Source organism: Paenibacillus sp. F024 (assembly GCF_057814255.1).
The window spans coordinates 81,888-102,079 of sequence record NZ_JBVASZ010000010.1 but is presented as its reverse complement, the minus strand read 5'-3'; the positions used below and the strand labels follow the sequence as shown (position 1 = coordinate 102,079).

Annotated in this window: 17 protein-coding genes; all 17 read right to left on the bottom strand. The window is 52.9% G+C overall.

The window, feature by feature from the left end:
- Window positions 1-9: 9 nt before the first annotated feature.
- The 17 genes from ACZYR9_RS12515 to ACZYR9_RS12435 all read right to left on the bottom strand — a co-directional run bounded on the left by ACZYR9_RS12515 (window position 10) and on the right by ACZYR9_RS12435 (window position 20,065).
- Window positions 10-591, bottom strand: a complete 582-nt coding sequence (locus ACZYR9_RS12515) for a TetR/AcrR family transcriptional regulator (protein ID WP_488978828.1) — start codon at window positions 589-591, stop codon at window positions 10-12.
- 122 nt (window positions 592-713) lie between these two features.
- Complete coding sequence (locus ACZYR9_RS12510) at window positions 714-1,370, bottom strand: HAD family hydrolase (protein WP_488978827.1); 657 nt, start codon at window positions 1,368-1,370, stop codon at window positions 714-716.
- Window positions 1,371-1,605: 235 nt separating this feature from the next.
- Window positions 1,606-2,334, bottom strand: a complete 729-nt coding sequence (tatC, locus tag ACZYR9_RS12505; RefSeq protein ID WP_488978826.1) for a twin-arginine translocase subunit TatC — start codon at window positions 2,332-2,334, stop codon at window positions 1,606-1,608.
- An 88-nt stretch (window positions 2,335-2,422) separates the two neighbouring features.
- Window positions 2,423-2,695, bottom strand: a complete 273-nt coding sequence (tatA, locus tag ACZYR9_RS12500; RefSeq protein ID WP_488978825.1) for a twin-arginine translocase TatA/TatE family subunit — start codon at window positions 2,693-2,695, stop codon at window positions 2,423-2,425.
- 17 nt (window positions 2,696-2,712) lie between these two features.
- Complete coding sequence (locus ACZYR9_RS12495; protein ID WP_488978824.1) at window positions 2,713-4,386, bottom strand: PhoX family protein; 1,674 nt, start codon at window positions 4,384-4,386, stop codon at window positions 2,713-2,715.
- Between the two features lie 235 nt (window positions 4,387-4,621).
- Complete coding sequence (gene tatA, locus ACZYR9_RS12490; protein ID WP_488978823.1) at window positions 4,622-4,819, bottom strand: twin-arginine translocase TatA/TatE family subunit; 198 nt, start codon at window positions 4,817-4,819, stop codon at window positions 4,622-4,624.
- Window positions 4,820-4,931: 112 nt separating this feature from the next.
- Window positions 4,932-5,549, bottom strand: a complete 618-nt coding sequence (locus ACZYR9_RS12485; RefSeq protein ID WP_488978822.1) for a SanA/YdcF family protein — start codon at window positions 5,547-5,549, stop codon at window positions 4,932-4,934.
- 63 nt (window positions 5,550-5,612) lie between these two features.
- Entirely contained in the window at window positions 5,613-6,356 is a 744-nt protein-coding gene (locus tag ACZYR9_RS12480; RefSeq protein WP_488978821.1) for an alpha/beta hydrolase, read from the bottom strand.
- 139 nt (window positions 6,357-6,495) lie between these two features.
- On the bottom strand, window positions 6,496-7,200 hold the full coding sequence (locus ACZYR9_RS12475; RefSeq protein ID WP_488978820.1) for a peptidylprolyl isomerase: 705 nt from the start codon (window positions 7,198-7,200) through the stop codon (window positions 6,496-6,498).
- 100 nt (window positions 7,201-7,300) lie between these two features.
- Window positions 7,301-9,985, bottom strand: a complete 2,685-nt coding sequence (locus ACZYR9_RS12470; protein ID WP_488978819.1) for a transglycosylase domain-containing protein — start codon at window positions 9,983-9,985, stop codon at window positions 7,301-7,303.
- A gap of 183 nt (window positions 9,986-10,168) precedes the next feature.
- Complete coding sequence (gene hfq, locus ACZYR9_RS12465) at window positions 10,169-10,408, bottom strand: RNA chaperone Hfq (protein WP_488978818.1); 240 nt, start codon at window positions 10,406-10,408, stop codon at window positions 10,169-10,171.
- 21 nt (window positions 10,409-10,429) lie between these two features.
- Window positions 10,430-11,395, bottom strand: a complete 966-nt coding sequence (miaA, locus tag ACZYR9_RS12460) for a tRNA (adenosine(37)-N6)-dimethylallyltransferase MiaA (RefSeq protein ID WP_488978817.1) — start codon at window positions 11,393-11,395, stop codon at window positions 10,430-10,432.
- Complete coding sequence (locus ACZYR9_RS12455) at window positions 11,389-12,162, bottom strand: class I SAM-dependent methyltransferase (protein WP_488978816.1); 774 nt, start codon at window positions 12,160-12,162, stop codon at window positions 11,389-11,391. Before ACZYR9_RS12455 ends, miaA begins: the two co-directional genes overlap by 7 nt.
- Window positions 12,163-12,247: 85 nt before the next feature.
- Window positions 12,248-14,170 carry a DNA mismatch repair endonuclease MutL gene (mutL, locus tag ACZYR9_RS12450; protein WP_488978815.1) on the bottom strand — a complete coding sequence of 641 codons (1,923 nt, stop codon included), beginning with the start codon at window positions 14,168-14,170 and terminating at the stop codon, window positions 12,248-12,250.
- Between the two features lie 33 nt (window positions 14,171-14,203).
- The gene (locus ACZYR9_RS12445) at window positions 14,204-15,640 is read right to left on the bottom strand and encodes a S41 family peptidase (protein WP_488978814.1); all 1,437 of its coding nucleotides are present in this window, start codon (window positions 15,638-15,640) and stop codon (window positions 14,204-14,206) included.
- 47 nt (window positions 15,641-15,687) lie between these two features.
- Window positions 15,688-18,381, bottom strand: coding sequence for a DNA mismatch repair protein MutS (mutS, locus tag ACZYR9_RS12440; RefSeq protein WP_488978813.1), 2,694 nt, complete (start codon window positions 18,379-18,381; stop codon window positions 15,688-15,690).
- 193 nt (window positions 18,382-18,574) lie between these two features.
- On the bottom strand, window positions 18,575-20,065 hold the full coding sequence (locus ACZYR9_RS12435; protein ID WP_488978812.1) for a putative amidoligase domain-containing protein: 1,491 nt from the start codon (window positions 20,063-20,065) through the stop codon (window positions 18,575-18,577).
- Window positions 20,066-20,192: the final 127 nt, after the last annotated feature.

Here is a 20,192-nt window from a genome sequence, read left to right as displayed (position 1 = left end):
ACCATCCTCCTATTGCTCGCTTTTTTTAAGCGCACCTACCATTAGACGGAACATATCCTGCAGCTTCGGAGCCTGTCGATCCGGATTTTTATCAAGAAGCTGGTTTATGCGTAATCCATAGGACATCGTAACAAACATGGAAGCCATGGAATCGGCGTCTACATCTGCCGGTATAGCGCCGTGCTCTTGCCCAACCTTGATCCATGTCTCGGACAGCAGCAAAGAATTTTGATGCACTTCTTCCAAAATAGCTTCCGTTTTCGGATTATGTCTTTGGCTTAATAAATAAATAAAAATGAGGTTGCTTACTTCTCTTTCGGCAAACGAGGATACTAGAGCTTGAACAGGCTTCCGGACATCTTTATCCTTTGATTGATGAACCGCTTCATGAAAGCTTTGATTCAATTGCTCCATATACCCCAAAAGAATTTTCCCGAACAGCTCATCTTTGCTTTTCACATAATGGTATATCGCTCCTTTGGACAAGCCGGTTCGTTCCATAATGTCCTGCAGAGTCGTTAGTTGACATCCTTTTTCTTTAATCAGCTGCTCGGTCGTCGACAAAATAAATTGGAATGTGCTTTGATCCATTGGGTCCTCCTTGAAATTGAAAAAACCGACCATCGGTCTGTATGATCAGTATACATACCGCAGGTCGGTTTGTGAATCCATTTTTTCACTTTTTATAAAAATTCTCTCCAGCTTAAATTACATTAGGCCAGTTTTGCAATTAATTCACGCAGCGGCAATTCCTCCATGGAAATCAGACGCTGATCAACCTCTCCGAACTGAAGCCTGGCAGTCACACTGTTCGGTACAATCACGCAGCGCATGCCTGCACGCTTGGCCGCGAGCGCTCCGTTGGGTGAATCCTCGAAAGCTGCGGCTTCCTCCGGACGAACACCAAGCTCCTCCAGTACCTTAAGGTAAAGCTCAGGATCAGGCTTGACTTTAGAAACGTCATTCGACGTACGAATGCAATCGAACCCCGAAAGGAGTCCGAATCTCTCCAAATAACCGGTAACCCATTGTCTTGTAGAACTTGAGGCCAAGCCAATCCGCAGCCCTAATTCCTTTGCTTCCTGCAAATAAGCGCGAACGCCAGGACGAATGTCCGCTTCCCGCATTTTCTCTTCATAAGCCAGCTTGCGCCGTTGGCGGGCAGCCTCCCTATCCCAGACCCGGCCTATGCGGGCTCCCAAATCCTCATAAGGATTAAAGGCGTCCGGTCCGGTTCCAATGCATTGTCCCCATATATCCAGAGTCAGCTCACAGCCTTCCTGCCTGTACATGTCTTGATACGTTTCAAATTCGGGCGTCTCCGTATCCAGAATCAGCCCGTCGAAATCAAACACCACCGCTCTTATCACGTTCAGCAGCTCCTTTCAGTCCTTGGTTCGTACTATGCTCAGGGGATATAGAATAGTACATTTTTCGTACCATCTTAACATCAAACCATCCCCTTATCCAGTCTAAGGGATACCTTTTCACATCCAATGTGACGAATCATCCTCCATGAAGGTTACACAAAATTCAATGCGGCGTACACAGCAAAGCCAGCTAAAAAAACGCCTGCCCATGGAGAGCAGACCCTTGTCACTAGCATTACGCCTCCACTGCAAGTGTAAGCTTCTTCTTATACACCCATTTGGATAACGAAATGCTCAATTCGTACAGCAGCAGCAAAGGGATAATGACCAGAATATCGGAAATGAAATCCGGCGGCGTAATCGTTATGGATACGACAACCAAGACAAAATAGGCGGCCTTTCTCGCTTTCGCAAGCCGGATCGGGTTGATTAGCCCGATTTTCGTCAAAAACATAACGACCGCCGGCATTTCAAACAACAGCCCAAACGGTAAAGTAAGGTTCAGCATAAAACGAAAATATTTATCTGCCGTGTACATCATCAGCACTTGATCCTGAGCCATTCCCTTCATAAAGGAAAGGACCATCGGAAACAAAACGAAATACCCAAAAGAAATCCCTGCCGCGAACAGAACGGCCAGCGCGGGAATAAAGGCGAGCGCAGCCCTTCTCTCATCCGGCTTTAACGCCGGCTGCACAAAACCCCATACCTGGACACCCGCAACGGGTATGGTCACCGCGAGCGCAAAAACGCCGGAGATCATCAGGTACACCCAAAGCAAATCCGTGGGTCTCAATACGGTAAGCTTGCCCTCCATGTCGCGAACCAGCCAGGCGTAAATCGGTTTGGCATACAAAAAGGCGGCGGCCAGCGCAACCACGAAGGTGCAAAGGGTCACCATCAATCGCTTTCTCATTTCTTCCAAATGGGTCACTACATGCAAATCTTGATCTTGTCGGGCCATGGGATTTCCTCCGCAATAAAAGATCGCTTCCGGCATACATCAAGCGGAGGGGGCGCTTGTTTGCCGGAAGCGTGGAAGTTAGCTTACATTATGACTGTGTTTTCTCGACTGCAGCCAGGTGAGGCTTGGTTTCAACCGGCGAGGAGCTTGTAGCGGCAGCGGAGGCCGGTTTCTCCTGCGGCTTGTCGGCATCGGACTTTTCCTCGTCTCCGCCGATCAACTCTTTCGTAGCGCTTTTAAACTCACTCAGGGTACGGCCAAAGGCTCTTCCGAGCTCGGGAAGCTTGGACGGTCCAAAAATGATTAATGCAATAATTAGAATTAAGATCAGCCCGGGAATCCCGATGTTACCAAACGGCATGTATATTCAGCTCCTTGTTAAAATTGAAAACCGGTAATCGCGATAACGGCAGGACGAGGCATGGTATCTCCCGGACGGCGCGGCCAGGTGCTCGTCGGCTTGCTCAGATCCGTCGTATTTTCACCCGGATGCTGTACGGCGAGAAACAAGGTGCTTTCATCGGGAGTAAACCAAGGTCCGGTCATTTCGGCTTCGATCGGCGCGGATGCAAACTGCATCGCTTCTCCCATATTCGGACCGGTAGTCGGGATGACATACATGCCGTTGTTGGCAAACGAGGTGAACACGCCTTTGTTCATGCTGCTCGTGGACATATCGGTAACCGTCCACAGATTGCCGTTGCTATCGAAGGTGAGATTGTCCGGCGCGCTGAAACCGCTTTGACGTCCGCCTGCGGCGAAAATCTCAAAGTCAAATTCCATAGCCCCGAGGTCTCCATCCTTCTCAAAAAAACGGGTGATGTGACCGTGAATGTTCCCATGGTTGTCATTGTTGGTATGTGCTACAAAAAAGGTATTGTCAAAAGGGCAAATTTCGATATCTTCAGGACGATCGGTCGGCGTTGCGCCAAGAATCATGGCCGCTTCATGCGTATGTACACAAATATCCGCCTGCGTCCGGAATTTGGCCGCGAGCTCTTCTTTTTTCGCTTTGATCATGCTCGGAACCTTGAAGTTCTTATCCTCTAATGCTTTCTGTACGGCTTCAATCGTAATCGCAATCCACTTGCCTTTCTTCATATCCGCAGCGTAGAGTGTTCCTTCCGTCAGCAATGCGGTATTGGCACGGCCCATTTCGGGCGTGTATTTGTTCATGGAAACGAATTTGTACACACATGCATCCTTCTTGTCGTCCCCCATGTATACGACTACACGGCCGTCCTTACTAAGACCCATCGCCGTGTTCTCATGATTAAAGCGCCCGAGCGCGGTATGCTTGCGGATTTCAAACGTCGGATCGAACGGATCGACTTCCACAACCCACCCATAGTGCGTAACATCCAGACCTGCTTGTGCAGATGTCTCTTCAAAGTTTTCTTCACAGGTCAACAGCGTATTCCACAGCGTCATTCCGCCGGAGCAGTTGGCGAACGTCCCCTGCGCATTCGTCGCACCGTTCACGGCCTTTGTACCCGCAGCAGGACCGACTAATTTCGTCGGCGTCAAGCCGGTTACGCGGCGCGCATACTTCGATTGGGTATCCAGCTTCCAGACTCCCTTCTCATCGCGGCGAATTTCGATGACGGACCCGCCTTGTACATACAGCATTTTTTTAACCTGCTCCACCGTATATTTCCCTTCGGCACCCGGCCTGCCATGAACGAACACGTCGCTGGAATATTCATGGTTTACCCACAGTAACCCGTGCGTATTGGAGCCATTGATGGGAAAATAGACGGTAAAATCGTTGTTGAAACCAAACGTATCTCCCGCTTCATTAATTACGTCTCCATAGGCAGCCACCACATCGTATTTGAATCCCTTTGGAAGGATCACATCGTCAAGTTTGCTGTGCTCGATCGGTTTAAAAAAACCGGACACTTTGTTGTTTTTGTAACCGAACAAATGATCAGCCGTTCTGGCGGCATAGGCTTTACCGCCGACTAGGGACTCGAGTCCTGTAGATGCGGCCGCCAGCGCGGCCGTACCTGTGCCTAAATAAGCAAGAAATTTTCTTCTATTCATTTCCATGCCATTACACCATCCGTTTCCCTGTATTGGTAATCATTGCTTCCTAAACCATCATACGGGGGAATCGTAAAAGGAAGATTAAGGCGGAATGGATTTTTTGTAAATGAACAGCTTACCGCTCGCCATATATACGTCTCACTGATCGTATGAACAGCGAACAAAAAGCATACACAAAAAACTCCCTGTGATGTCTGCTTCTAAAGCAGACATCACAGGGAGTTTAGACCATTTAAGCTTATGATTTTTTCTCATCCTGGGGCTTGCTGTTATCTTCTTTATCGCCGGATACGAGGCCGCGGGTCGATTCTTTAAATTCGCTCAGTGTTCTGCCGAAGGCTCTGCCGAGCTCGGGAAGCTTGGACGGTCCGAACAATAGCAACAAAACAATCACGATCAATATGAGTCCGCCGATACCGATATTACCAAATGGCAAGACATTCCACTCCTTTAGGTTCGAACAGTTGTAGCTTTATTATACCAGCTTGTCTGTGGAAAAGAAACCACTGCGGCATATGGCTTTGTAAAAGGCTGAAAATCCCATGATTTTAATTTACACTCTGCTGACCCCATACGAGCTTGACTTTATCCCACTGCCATTTGGTCAGGGCCAACGTCTCCCGTCCTTTGTGCCAGGCCATCATCAGCACACTGGAATCCATCGGCGATGCCACGGGTTCTTCATACCCCAGGAACCTGGCAATATCAAGCGCTCGTACGGCATGATACCGGTGAGTTACAATGACCGCTGAGGTCCAGCCGTTGCTCTGCATGATTTTTTGGCTGAGCAGCATATTTTCATACGTGTTTGTCGCTTCATTCTCCAGGTAAATATCACGCTCAGGTACCCCTTTGTCCATTAGGTAATTGCGCATGCCTTCCGCTTCCGTCAGCTTGGCGCTCGCATAATCGTAACCGCCGGATACAATAATCTGCTTAATCGTACCCGATTCATATAACTGAACCGCACGATTCAAGCGTTCCTGTAATGCGGGGCTGGGCGTCGTTTGCCACAGCGCCGCGCCCAGAACGATACCTACCTCTTTTGGGGGGAGCTGGCCGTCCTGCAGGCTGGCCATCTTCCACTGAATAAATAACACCCACAAGAGCACGATAGCTGCAGCCATGAACAAAGCTTTGACCGGAAATTTTAAAGCTTTCGCCAACCGTGGTGCCTCATTCCTTCTTATCGCCCTCAACCCTAACACTCCCATCCCCAGTCATTTCGATCATCTCAAAAAACGCTCCACCGCAGCAAATAATTCAGGCGCCTCCGGTCCCAAACAGATCAAATGACGGGAATGCGGAAAGTAAAGCAGCTCCCTTTCCCCTCTCAGCTTTCGGTAAATATAATCTGCACTTCGGGGGTGAACGATCTGATCCCGTTTTCCTTGAGCAATCAAGGTAGGGACTGAAATCCGCGGCAGCTCACGCAGCCTCATATAGCGAGCCAGCTTTATAAATTGAAGGGCCGCAGGAAGGGGTGTTTGCTTAATCCGGAGCAGCTGCTCCCAATCATGACAGCGGAGGCGGTCAGCCAAGTCGCATATGAAAAGGTAAGGGCTGAGGTATATAGCTGCCGCATTAAGCAGCACCAGCCTGCGTACCGGGAAGTGATTGGCCAGATAAGCGGAGAGCAGGCCGCCCATCGAAAATCCTACCACATCGATCGCTCCAAATTGCTGCGTCAGCATTTCCGTCTCACGCGCTGCCGCCTTCACCCAATCCCGCCAAGTAACCGTACCGAGTCCCTTCAAGCCTTGCTCATGTCCGGGCAGTGTAGGCACATGGCAATAGTACCCTTGCTTATGCAAATGCTCAGCCAAAGGCATGACCTCATAAGGTCCGCCGGTAAATCCGTGCAGCAGCAAACAGCAGCGGTTATCCAGTCCTGCTGTCGGCGCCTTGGGGACCACACCGGGAGAAGGCGCCGAAGCATCGGTGTCAAAGCAGCCGCTGACGTGAAGCGTCATAAGAACTTCTCTCCTTTACTGACGATGGAAATTATCATATTGTTCCGTATCTTCAAAAATAATTAACCTTAGTAAGATATATGCGAAACTTAATCTCAGGTGTGATGGCAAAAAGCAGCGTGGCGCGCCACGCTGCTTTTTATTTTTCAGTCATCGTAATCGATTGGATCGTAACTTTCTCCGTCGGTACGCTCGGTGACGGCTCTCTCCCTTGCTTTACAGGTGTAGCCGCAATCTTCTGCACCACATCCATGCCTTCCACAACTTTTCCGAAAATCGTATAATTCGGCTGCCTGTTCAAACTTTTGCTGTCCTCACCCGTACAAATAAAAAATTGGCTGCCGTTCGTGTTTTTGCCCGAATTGGCCATAGCGACAATGCCCGGCTCATATTGGTGAGGCGAATTCAGCTCATCCTCGAACTTATAACCGGGGCCTCCCGTTCCATTGCCGAGCGGGTCGCCGGTTTGTATCATAAACGACTGGATGATCCGATGGAACGTAATATCGTTATAGAAGCCTTCCTTCGATAAAAAGACAAAATTATTGACTGTCTTCGGCGCGTCTTTAGCGAACAGTTCGATCGTAAATGTCCCCATGGAAGTCGTCACTGTCGCATGATACGATTTGTTCGGATCAATCGTCATCTCCGGAGGTGAAGACCAGGATTTTTTTCCCGTCTGCTCTGGGTTAGATGCATTTTGGCCGGCAGGCTGGCTGCCGTTTTGTGGAGCGCTCTCCGTACCCGAAGGCGCCGGTTTCGTACCGCATCCGCTTGCAATCAAGGCCAGCAGCGCTGCGATGCAAATCCAGACGGATAATTTTCCTAAACGTAAAGCTTTCATCCGTATTTATTCAACTCCAATGTCGTGATATGAATACCGGGTTATCACCCAGTATTCATTATACTACGGGTCCGCTTCAAATTAAAAATCCACTGGCTCATTATTGCGTGGGCACACCCGGAATCCTTTGCGTCCCTGTGTTAGGATCGGTTCCGTTTCCGCTGGTTCCGGAGGTCCCGTTACCCGATTCGGACGTTGGTGGGGTCCCTGTGCCTGTTCCGCCGTTACCGTTGACCGGTGGGGCAGGTTTTGTGCCGTTCCCCGTTTCACCGGTTCCACTGCCGGAATCGTTACCCGCATCACCTGTGCCGGTACCACTACCGTTCTGCCCTCTATTCGGCGACTGGCTGCCGCCGTTCTGCCCAGGCATGATCTGTCCTCCCGTTCCAGACCCGTTGCCCGGGTGGTTCACTCCCGGCGCACCTGTGCCCGGCCTAGTCCCGTTTCCTCCCGTTCCCGGTTGATTCGGACCGACGGGCTCTTCATTCGGATTGGTTCCCGGCTCTTCCGGATGTAACGGATCCGTCCCGTTCGCATGCTCCGGAACCTGAACGGATACTACGTTGGAACGCTGTCCGGCTGTATTGTTCTCCCCATTTATAGGAACAACAACATATTGATAAGTATCCGGCTGTATAGCGGAAATATCGTTCACTTCCGTCATCATCGTCGTTACAAGAGGTTCTGTCGGGAAATCCTGCATGGTGCTGTCTTTCCGCAGCACTTGATACGATACCCCTGAACCTACACCGCTCCAAGTAAGATGAACCGAACGTTTTTCCTGATCGTATGACGCAGTCAAGTCTCCAATCCCTTTAGGCGGCTCAACTGGATCCGGTATGCCGGATGGCTTCTTGAATGACGACATCGGGCGCTTAGCCAGCGATTTTTGCATCACTTCTTTGAAGATCGCCGCGGCGCTGCCGCTGCTCATCGATACATAATGCTTCGAATCGGTCTTGTCGAATCCCATCCAAACCGCCGCTGTCCATTCCGGAGTATAGCCGACAAACCACAAGTCCCGGTTATACCGTTCCAGCCCTTTGATGTCCAGCTGAGTCGAGCCGGTTTTGCCTGCAACCGGACGATCAAACCTCGCCGCCGTGCCGGTTCCCCCCGGTTCCACTACCGTTTGCATCATTTGGGTCATATACCATGCCGTTTTGGGGCTCATTACAGGCGACTTGCGCTCTTCCTTAAACGCAGCGACCTCGCCCTTGCTGTTCGTTATTTTGATAATCGCATGCGGTGTGTTCATGAATCCGTTATTTGCAAACGCGCTGTACGCTCCGGCCATTTGAAGCGTGGTTACGCCTTTATGCAAGCCCCCCAACGCTATTGCCAGATTATTATCCTCCGGAGCCAGCTCGATACCCAGCTTGCTGACGAAATCCCTGCCGGTCCTAACGCCGATGTCATTTAATACATCGACAGCAGGGATGTTAATCGATCTTTTGATCGCCTCCTGCATGGTCACCTCTCCGCGATATACGCCGTCATAGTTTCTTGGAGAATACCCGTTATAGGATCTCTGCACGTCTTTAAGCATTGTGTATGGCGTATAGCCTTCTTTTTCAACCGCAGGCGCATAGGAGATAAGCGGTTTAAACGCCGAACCGGGCTGTCTCGGTTGAGATACGGCACGGTTCAATCCGCGTGTCACATAATCCCTTCCTCCGATCATCGCGACAATGCCGCCATCCTCGTTGTTCAGGATTACCATACTGCTTTGCATTTTTTGCTGCGGACCGTCTTTTTGGAAAAATTTATTGTTCGCATATGTTTGTTCCATGGTTCTCTGAGCTACAGGGTCTAAGGTCGTGTAAATTTCATACCCGCCCCGCAGCAAATCGTCTTCCTCAAAGCCGTAAACATCCTGTGCCTCTTTGAGCACATAGTCGATATACGTTTGGAAATTGCTTTGCTCTGCAGCCTTCGGAGGCGCCGAGTACTCCACCGCAGCCGCTTCAGCACGCTGGGCTTCCGTAATATAGCCCTGCTCCTGCATCAGCTTAAGAACTACCGCCCTGCGCTCCATTGATTTGTCAGGATCATTCAAAGGATTGTATGCGTTGGGCGCCTTGGGCATGGCTGCGAGAGTTGCCATCTGCCATAATTTCAATTGATTTAAATCCGACACACCAAAATATACCTTGGATGCGGCTTTCACGCCGTATGCCCGTTTTCCGAAGTAAATACGATTTAAATAATAGCTTAAAATTTCATCTTTCGAATATCTTTGCTCCAACGCAACGGCAATGGACATCTCCGTCGCTTTACGGAAAAACGTTTTGTCCGAGCTCAAAAACACGTTTTTGGCCAGCTGCTGCGTGATCGTGCTGCCGCCCTCGACCATGCTCCTTGCGACGATATCCTTGACCAGTGCACGGCCTATGCCAAGAAAGTCAACGCCGGCGTGATCCTCAAACCGTTTGTCTTCCGTTGCGATAAAGGCCTGCTTGAGCAGATCCGGAATCTCGGACGAATCTACATTTTCCCGGTTTTCCACTCTTAATGAGCCGGCTTCCTTCCCATTCACATCATAGATATGGGACGCTTCGCTAAACTCTAGCTTATCCAAATTTTTCGTTAGGATCCGGTTACCGTTGACGATAATAAAGATATATACTCCCATTGCGCAGATCGCTGCGATGGCACCGGCAACGAAGGTCCACCAAAATACTTTTCCTGCCGAAAGCTTCTTTTTCTTCTTACTGACCTTTCCCGACGCCGGCTTCTTCTCCATGGGTGTTTTACCGGATGCTCTGCTGTTTCGTTCCGCCATGCCCCGACTCCCTTTCTTTATCTGTATCTGACATTTTACAGGATTCTTAACCTGCAATCATGCCTCTTAAACAAAGAACAACCCAAGAAATCAGGGTTGCTCCGGGATCCTCTATTCTATTATACGTTTCGGACGACCAAAAGGTTGCTTCTTCGGTCATGCTCTTCACGTAGCCAACCGTAATTACTCGGCGCTTTCCTGCTGCTGCATAAGAGAAACCGCACGCTGTGGAGTAAAAGTCGAAATGGCATGTTTATACACCATTTGCTGACGTCCTTCACTATCGATGATAATGGTAAAATTATCGAAAGCGCGAATCACGCCGCGAATTTGAAACCCATTGGTCAGATAGACGGTGACTGGAATGTTCTCCTTGCGCAATTGGTTCAAAAAAGTGTCTTGAATGTTGATCGTCTTATTCATCAATGGGCCCCCTCCAAAATATTAACGGTCAAGCTTTAGCTTTTGTGCTATTATAGCATGAATTTGTTTCAAGTGTGTAGGAAATTCTGTCAATTCACTCACATCAATCCATTCGATGTCCTTCATATGGCGAAACCATGACAGCTGCCGCTTGGCAAATCGGCGGGTGTCCCGTTTAAGCAGCTCCACCGCTTCCTCCAGCGAATAATCGCCATTCAGATATCCTACCATCTGCTTGTAGCCAAGCCCCTGCATCGCAACCGACGTCGGGCTGCAGCCTTGTGCCAGCAAGCCTCTGACTTCCTCAACCAGGCCCTGCTGCATCATGACATCGATTCGGTCTTCAATACGTTTATATAGTAAAGCTCTATCCATTGTCAACCCAATGATACACAATTCGTACGGAGATTGCTTTTTCTGACGCTTCAATTGATCCGATAACCGCTCTCCGGAGACATGAAAAATTTCGAGCGCCCTTATAATCCGTCGTTGATCGTTCGGATGCAAACGCTCCGCGCTTTCGGGATCCGCCTGCTTTAGCCGCTCGTGCAGAGCTTCCGCTCCCTGCGATTCCGCAAAAGCCTGCTGCTCTTGACGAAAAGCCTCGTCCGACCCCGTCTCGCTGAATTGAAAGTTATAGCACACCGATTCGATATACAGTCCCGTGCCCCCCACGATAAAAGGCAGCTTGCCTCGCCCGTGGATGTCCTGGATCAGCTCTGCGCAGCTTTCTTGAAATTCCGCTACGGAAAACGGCTCATCCGGTTCATGGATATCGATCATATGATGCTTGATTTCAGTCCGTTCTTCAGGAGTCGCTTTGGCTGTGCCGATGTCCATTCCGCGGTATACCTGCATCGAATCCCCGGAAATGATTTCCGCGTTGTATTGTTCGGCTATCGTAAGGCTGAGCCTTGTCTTGCCGACGGCCGTAGGGCCGACGAGCACAAGGAGCCTTGGCCGCTGCCGGTCCGTTTCTGTCAGCATCGTATCACTCCATAAGCAATTTTGTTCCCGGAGCGGTGCACTTCAGCAAAGCCGAGACGGGCAAATTGATCGCTGTCGCGGTGCTCCTTCATGACAACGACCCTGCGGGAAGCCCGTAGCGCTTCCTGCACGCTTTCTTCCGAAAGGGGCCGGTCGTCGGCTAATCCGCGAATCGCCCGTATGGAAACCGACTCCGTAATTGGCTTACGGAACATCGGATCAAAATAAACGACGTCGACGCTGTTCTCCGGCAGATCACGCAAATAGTCCATGTGGTCCATGTGAACCACCTCTATGCGGCGCATTGCGTCATTCAAACCAGTCACATCGGAATGATAGGTCTTGAGTCCTTGTTCAAGTAAAAAACAGGGAATGCCGGCATTCTCAATCGCCGTGACCCTGCCGTTTGTCCCAGCGGCAAATGAGAATACCAGGGCATCGGAGCCTAGTCCGGCGGTACAATCGATAATCCGGTCCCCTGCCTTGATACCGGCGATCTCCACAAGGGGGTCGCTTTCACCTTTGAGCAGGCGCTTGATGCGAACAGCTGCCGTACTGGGATGAAAAAATAAGGGCTCCCGCCGGTCATGATGATACTCGATCCTTTCCTTGGACACCAGGAGGATCTCCTCGTCCCCGTATCGCCGCCTCATCTGCGACAAAGACATCTGCCGGCGTTCAATACAGCGGCCGCTCAGCATAATGGCAAGCCTCCGAGCTTCTTCCAGCTGCTCGGGACAGGGGTCATAGGAGGTAGTAACGAACAACGCTGATCACCCTTTACGGTTATGCTAAAATAGTCATTATCATTATAATGGAATTGCACGGGAACGCCAAATGTTACGACTCGTTTTATTGAACCCGTTTGAACATTTTTTCCAGCTCATATGTGGAGAAGCTGACGACGATCGGCCTTCCGTGCGGGCACGTATACGGATTACGGCAGGCTGCGAGCCGGTCGAGCAGCGTTTCGATCTCTAGCGTACCGATGCTCTGATTCGCTTTGATCGATGCTTTACAGGAGCACATGATCGCCGCTTTTTCCCTCAGCTTGCCGATATCCACCTGCTTCTTCTCGCCCATCAGCCATTCGATCATTTCTTCTACGATCGCCTGCTCATCGCCTTTGGGCAGCCAGTGCGGATATGCGCGGACAAGAAACGAAGTTCCTCCGAATGGTTCCAGATATACCCCTGCCTGTTCCAGCTGCGGAAGCTTGTCCGTAAGCTTAGCCGCCTCCACCGCCGTGAACTCCAGAGTAATTGGAACGAGCAGCTCCTGACTTGCCTCATCAGGCCTGCCGAACATGTCAAAGTAACGCTCGTAATTGATTCTCTCATGCGCCGCGTGCTGGTCGATCAGGAACAAGCCTTCCTCGTTTTGTGCTACGATGTAAGTACCGTGAAGCTGCCCGACCGGTTGAAGCTTCGGAAAACCCGGCAGCGCCGGAGGGGCCTCCGGCTCCGGGGCAAGCGTGCGCAGCAGCGCGCCCGAAGCGGCAGCCGCTTCACGCGGCGCAGGCCGCTCCCGCGGAGCCTGCGCCCATGCAGGCGCTGCCGGCTCACGGCGTACCGGCGGCTCCGCCGCGAAGGCGGAACGTTCCGAACGCGGAGCATCGTCCCTAGACGGCTGAGCCAACGGGGCACGCGACGGTTGTCCAACCGCGCCCGTCAGACGCTCCGCGGCGGCGGCAGCCTGCGGCCGGTACAGCTCGAGCTGCTCCTGCACGAGTGGTTCCCGCGGCCGCTTCCCCGCCCCGCCCGGCTGCCCGGCCGTAGGAATCAACCGCTGCCGTCCGAGCGTTTCACGCGTCTCGCGCTCGATCAGCTGCATCAGCTCGGGCTCCTTGCTGAAGCGCACCTCCAGCTTGGCCGGATGAACGTTTACGTCGATCAAGGTCGGATCCATCTGCACATGCAGCACCGCCACCGGAAAACGGCCGATCGGCAGCAGCGTGTGGTAGCCCTGCAAAAGAGCCTGGACCATCGGATAATTGCGGATATAGCGCCCGTTAATCACAGTCGTCATGCCGCCGCGGTTGGCCCGGGTGATCTCCGGCTTCGCGATAAAGCCCTCCAGCCGGTAATCCAGCGTTTCTCCGCTAATCGGAAGCATGCTCTTGGCCACCGCTGTACCATAAATGGCTGCGATGGTTTGAAGCAGATCCCCTCCCCCTGGCGTCTGGGCCAGCACATTCCCGTTATGCTTCAGCGTGATGGCGATGTTCGGATGCGCCAGTGCCAAACGGTAGATGTAATCCGTCACGTGCCCGAGCTCCGTTTGGATCGTCTTCATATATTTAAGCCTGGCCGGGGTATTATAAAACAGCTCCCGCACGGTAATATCCGTCCCCTGGGGCACAGCTGCATCGGAGCGCTCCAGCACGCTGCCGCCTTCCAGCACAAAACGCGTCCCCAGACCGCTTGAATCCGGGGAGGTCAGCAGCTCCACCTTCGACACCGCCCCGATACTGGGCAAAGCTTCCCCGCGAAAGCCGAGCGTTCGGATTTGGAACAAATCGTGAGCGCTTGAGATTTTACTTGTGGCATGGCGGTAAAACGCCGTTTCGCAGTCCTCACGGTCCATCCCTGAACCGTTGTCGGTCACCCGTATAAGCTGTAAGCCGCCTTCTTCAATCGCTACATCAATCCGGGTGCTTCCCGCATCAATGGCATTTTCGACCAGCTCCTTTACGACTGAGGAAGGCCGTTCGACCACTTCGCCCGCGGCGATCTGGTTGGCGATATGTTCGTCTAAAATGGTAATCTTACCCATGGGCGGCACTCCTTCCGCGGTTGGATTTCACGCTTACTCAAACGCGACCGTAGTATTCCTGCCGTCATCGCTCCACTGCAGGCCGGTCCATACGGAAGCCGCCTGATTCAAACTTACGTAGCCCGTACCGTCTTGGAGCAGAAGTCCTCCCCCTGCGGAACCGAATTCGAACTGGCCGCTTGCGGAGCTTATCCGTACCGATCGGTTCGCTTCATTCCACTCTACGTTGCCGCCGATCAGAGCCGCCAGCACACGGGAAGGAACATAGGTTCGACCTTGTTCACGAACGACAGAGAATATATGATCCACGGCCAAACCGTTCACCGTCAAATTCAGGCGCTTTTGCGACAGGTCGATGCGGCTGGCGCCGGCCGTCCGAAGCGCGGTCAGCAGCTGCGGAACGTCTCCGCCCTCAGCTTTAATGTCCGGCTCGATACCTACCCCGTTCACCTTTCTAAGCTTCGGAGTTAAATACTCTTGAATGGTAAGCTTCAGGGCGCCGCCCGATTTCAGCGGAATGACCTGCTGGACACTGCCTTTTCCAAATGTTTTCGTTCCGATGACCTTAATCACGCCATAATCCTGCAAAGCCCCCGTCAGTACTTCCGAAGCGCTGGCGCTGTTTTCGTTCACCAGAAAATATACCGGAAAAGGCTGCGTCGTCCCGTTCTTAATTTGTATGGGGGCATCCACGTTGTCACGGTCCTTGGTATGCATGAGCGTGCCCTCTTTCACAAAGAGCCTGGCCATCCGCTGAGCCGTCTCCAGAATACCTCCGGGATTATCCCGCAGGTCCACGATCAGGCTTTGGATCCCTTGTTCCTTCAGCGCGGACAGCTCCTTGTCCATCTTCTCGTCCGCATCGCTGGAGAAGCCGATCACCTTCAAATACCCGATACCCGGCTGAAAGCGTCCGGCTATGACACTGGGAACCCGCACCTGCCGCCGTTCGATCGTCAAGTCCTTCGGTTCCCCGCTGCGCGTCATTTGAAGGTTGACCTTCGTTCCAGGCATACCGATAATTTTGGAGGTGACCTCCCCCAACGGTTTTCCAATCGTGGATTCACCCTCCACCTTTACAATCAGGTCGCCTGCCTGCAATCCCGCTTGGCTGGCCGGGGAGCCGCTGAACACTTCGGTAATGTAGAGCCCGTCCACTTCCATGGCTACCCTTACGCCGATCCCGACATATTGATTCTCAACCGCAGCTTCGAAAGACTGCAGCTCTTCCGGCGTAAAGTAAACGGTATACGGATCTTTCAGCAAGTCAATCATCGCTTTAATGGCCGCATCGGACAATGCGCTTTCGTTCGGAGCGCTCACATGGTTGTGTTCAAGCAGGTCAAGCACTTCCGACACGCTCCCTGCCCCCGCAGCCCCGGCCGGAGCTGCAGCCGGAATCAGGAGAGACAGCGAGAGCACCGCTGGAATCGCCCGGCGCAAAAGCGCCTTTTTCACATTTCGTTTCATGGATTAATCCCTTCTCCCCATAGCATCTTTGCCTTGTGAAGCCGTATTTAAGAGGACAGCTGCTTTTTTAGTTCATATACAAAGTTCATGGCCGCCATCGGGGTCATATTCATAAGATCGGCGGTGCGCAGCTGTTCAATCACTTTGTCCGTTTTGGCATCCTTTCGGGATGGCTTGTCCGGCTTCTCTTCGGAAACACTAAAGAGGCTTAATTGCAAGGCCTCCTGCTGCCCGTATCGATCCGGCTCAGATTCCTGCACCTGCACCGCCGGCTGAGCCGCTTTGCGTTCTGCACTCCCGCCTGCAGATGCTTGAAGCTGTCCCTGCAGCAGCTCCCCCCGCGCTTCAAACGCATGAAGCAGCTCGTAGGAGCGGTCGATGATCCCCGACGGCAGTCCTGCAATTTGCGCGCAATAAATGCCGTAGCTGGTACTCGCCGCCCCACGGATGAGCTTCCGCAGGAACGTAACCTGCTGTCCGCTCTCTTTAACCGCCATACAGTAATTTTGCAGCCCCGGCAAGCTTTCTTCCAAATGCGCCAGCTCGTGAAAGTGTGTCGAAACCAGCGTTTTGCAGCCGATCTCGTCGTGCAGATATTCGATCACGGCCTGAGCGATCGCCATGCCTTCGCCTGTAGACGTTCCCCGTCCCAGCTCGTCAATGATCACAAGACTCTTCGAAGTCGCTTTTTCGGTCATCACCTGAATATCCATCATTTCGACCATAAAGGTACTCTGCCCGCCGATTAGATCGTCTGCTGCGCCGATGCGTGTAAAAATACGGTCAACGATCGGTATCCTTGCCGTTTTCGCCGGAACAAAACAACCGATTTGCGCCATCAGGACGATCATCGCCACCTGACGCATATACGTGCTTTTACCCGCCATATTCGGTCCGGTAATCAGCAGCATGCTGCCTTCCTCTTTGGACAGCTTGGTTTCGTTGGCGATGAAGACACTATCCTCCAGCACCGCTTCCACGACAGGATGGCGCCCTTCCTCGATGAAAAGCTCATATCCATCTCCGATTTCAGGCCTTACAAAGCGGTTCGAGCTGCTGACATGCGCAAGCGATTGGTACACGTCCATCGTCGCAATCAGCTCGGCCAGCTGCTGCAGTCTCGGGATGTGTGAAGCGAGCTTGTCCCTCAGCTGAATGAACAGCTCGTATTCGAGATCGACCATGCCTTCTTGCGCTTCCAGGATCAGGGCTTCTTTTTCCTTAAGCTCCGGCGTAACGAACCGTTCGGCACTGGCCAGTGTCTGCTTTCGTTCGTACCGGCCTTCCTCAAGAGAGCCCAGATTCGACTTCGTCACCTCGATGTAGTAGCCGAACACTTTGTTAAAGCCGATTTTGAGCGATTTGATCCCTGTTCTCTCCCGCTCGTGCTTCTCCAGCTCGGCGATCCACTGCTTGCCGTTCGTGCTCGCCTCGCGAAGCTGGTCCAGACGCGCGTTCAGCCCCGCGCGGATCATGCCCCCGTCCCGGACGGATACGGGAGGCTCGTCCACGATGGCGTCCGCGATCGAAGCCATCAAATCCTGGCACGGATCGATCCGTGCCGCAAGGGCCGCCAGCGTAGAGGAGCCGCTGGTTTCGCAAAGCTCCTGGAGCTTGGGCACCTGCGATAGCGACATCTTAAGCGCAACCAGATCGCGCGCGTTGGCGCTGCCGTAGGCGATGCGGGCCGTCAGCCGCTCCAGGTCGTAAACCTCCTTGAGCGACTGCTTGAGCTCATCGCGGACGATCAGCTGACGGTACAGACGTTCCACCGCTTCAAGCCGCTCTTCGATATGCGTCCGGTTCATGAGCGGCTTTTCGATCCAACGGCGCAAAAGCCGGCCGCCCATCGCCGTTACCGTCTTGTCGAGCAGCCACAGCAGCGTGCCCTTCTTGGAGCGGTCGCGCACCGTCTCGACCAGCTCCAGATTACGACGAGTGAATGGGTCCATAATCATATACTGGCTGGGCTCATAGACCCGGATATGCTTAATGTGCGTCAATGACCTCTTCTGCGTTTCCTGCAGATATTCCATCAGCAGCGCCAATGTATCACGGGTGCCTTGCGGCAGCGAACGAAGCTGCGCCTCCGAAAAATGACCCTCCGGAGACAGGCCTCCGGCCACCCGACCGCCCTCGCGTTCCCGTGGTGTCATTACCGCCGATTTCATCCATGCGGCCGCCCCGCTTCGTATGCGCTCCAGCAGCGTCGCGCTGCCCAGCACCTCGGAAGGGCTGTACACATTCAGCTCGTCAAGCAGCAGCTCGAAAGATCCCTCAAGACGCGTTACGTAAAGCTCACCGGTAGATATGTCGCATGCGGCAAAGCCGTAGCCTTCCCCGGACCGGACGACAGCGGTGATATAGTTGTTGCTTGTCTCGCTAAGCAAACGTGCATCCATCACCGTGCCCGGCGTCACAATGCGGACGATCTCCCTGCGGACAGGCCCCTTGGCCTCCGCCGGATTTTCCACCTGCTCGCAGATGGCCACCTTATAGCCCTTTTCCACCAAACGGGCAATATAGTTTTCCGCCGAATGATAAGGTACGCCGCACATCGGAATGCGTTCTTCCGCGCCGCCGTCCCTGCCGGTCAATGTAATTTCAAGCTCGCGCGCTGCCAGCACCGCGTCTTCAAAAAACATTTCATAAAAATCGCCTAAACGAAAAAACAAAAAAGCGTCCTGCACCTCCGCCTTGATGGCGAGATACTGTTCGATCATGGGTGTATATTTGGCCATGCTTCATCCTCCAAATGCCTTCTGCATCATCGCCCGCAAACAGGTGTATAACTATTCATTTTCTTATGTACTTGGGTCGTACGGGCAGCTTGAATCTTCGAAAGTCCGCTAAACGCTGCAAACCTTCTCTGCTCTATCTTTCATTCTATCATGCCAATCATTATATCACGAAAAGATAGAGAACTCCCGCGTTCTATGTAAAGGGAGAGATTTTCCATTTGGGACGGATATCCTCGCGTTCATTCCAGGCTCTCATCTGCAGCATCATACGGCGAAGCGGCAGAAGGTAGGATTCATGACGCGCGTAATCCGGCAGCCTCTCCAAATCCCGCCACAGCGCAGCCAGCAGAGGCCGAATGCGTTCCTTGTCCCCTTGATAGTAGGCTTTGGTCACCTCCGTCTCCGCAAGCGGTCTTTGCTTCAGCTCAAGATAATGCTCGGCGATCAGCTTCGCAAGAGCCAGTACCCCTTTGGTCACGGTCGGAGAGACCATCCAGCTCGGCAGCACGCGATATTCGAATCCTCCGTGCTTCGCCCTGCGAAAATCACCCAGAAATCCGTACTTCGGCTTGCGCATACCGGTCGTCGCGTCCTCAAGCAGTATCAGCGGAAGCGCGAGATAATTATCCAACGCCCGCAGCAGCCTGCAATCCAGCGGAGTGCCGCTGAAGTGAATATGTCCTCCGAGCGGAAGCCCGCGAACAGGCATTCCGCCTGCCACCCACTGCAAATCCGAATCCGTAATCCGCCTGGCGGCAAGCTGCATCGTCCGGCGAAGATGTATGATAAGCTCCCTCACCTCGGTGCTTGGCTTTGGCCTAAGCTCAGCCAGAGGGAATATTTTCCTTCGGCTTCGAAGCAGGATGGCATCGCAGCCGAAGGGTCCATCCTTGTCAACATAATGGGAGGCGAACTTTACTTTACCCTGAGGAGTAAGCAGTAAAAATTCGGGGTCCGCCCCAAGCATGACCTCTCTTTTGGGGCCTGAAACGCCGGCAGCTATCTGCTCATCGAAGCGGTTCATCGCTTCGGCGAACAGCTCGGCGAGCCGCGGCGTCAGCTTAGGAACAGCCTCCAAGCCAAGCACAGCCATAGATCCGTCCGGCCTGACGCCAATGCGTACAACGCCATAATCAAGTCCAAGCGCATAAATCGCTTTCACCGCTTCACGCAACGCATGCGACGCATAATAATTCGGTTGGGAGGTGCCGATTTCCGTCCATTCGGCCGTCGCCCCATCGCGAATCCGCACCCCCGAAGGCGTTGCTGAGCCGTAGTATACGTTTAGCACCTTGTGGAACAGGGTCAGCGCCTGCAGATGGAATACGGGCACAGTATATAGATGGGACCAGCGCCGGCTTTGCTCAGGAGCTGCCGGTGCAGCGGTCAGATGCATGGGAACCGGTGACGGCGTCTTCTCCTTTGCCGGTTCGTCTTCTGTCCATACACAGTCTATCCCATGTATGCCCAGCAGCTCCGCCGCTCTTTGAGGCTGTAAAGAAAGCAGCAGGCTTTTGACCGGCTGAAGCACCTCGGCATGGCCTCTTTCCGGGTGAAAAGCGCCCCAATGGATGATGCACCTCGCTTCTTGTCCGGGAGGCAGCCGGCTTCCGTGAGGAATCTGCAGCTTGTCTAACAACAGCTCCAGCGTCGGTTCATGGGAATGCAGCAAAAATGCGCGCATTAGGAGTTCCTCCTTCTTCGAATTACATCCATATCTAAGCCGGCAAGGCTGCTTCCGAGCCGGTCCCGTAATATCACTGCCTTGCCGGCCGGCCCATTTTTCATCGGACAACCGCCGGGAACAAAAA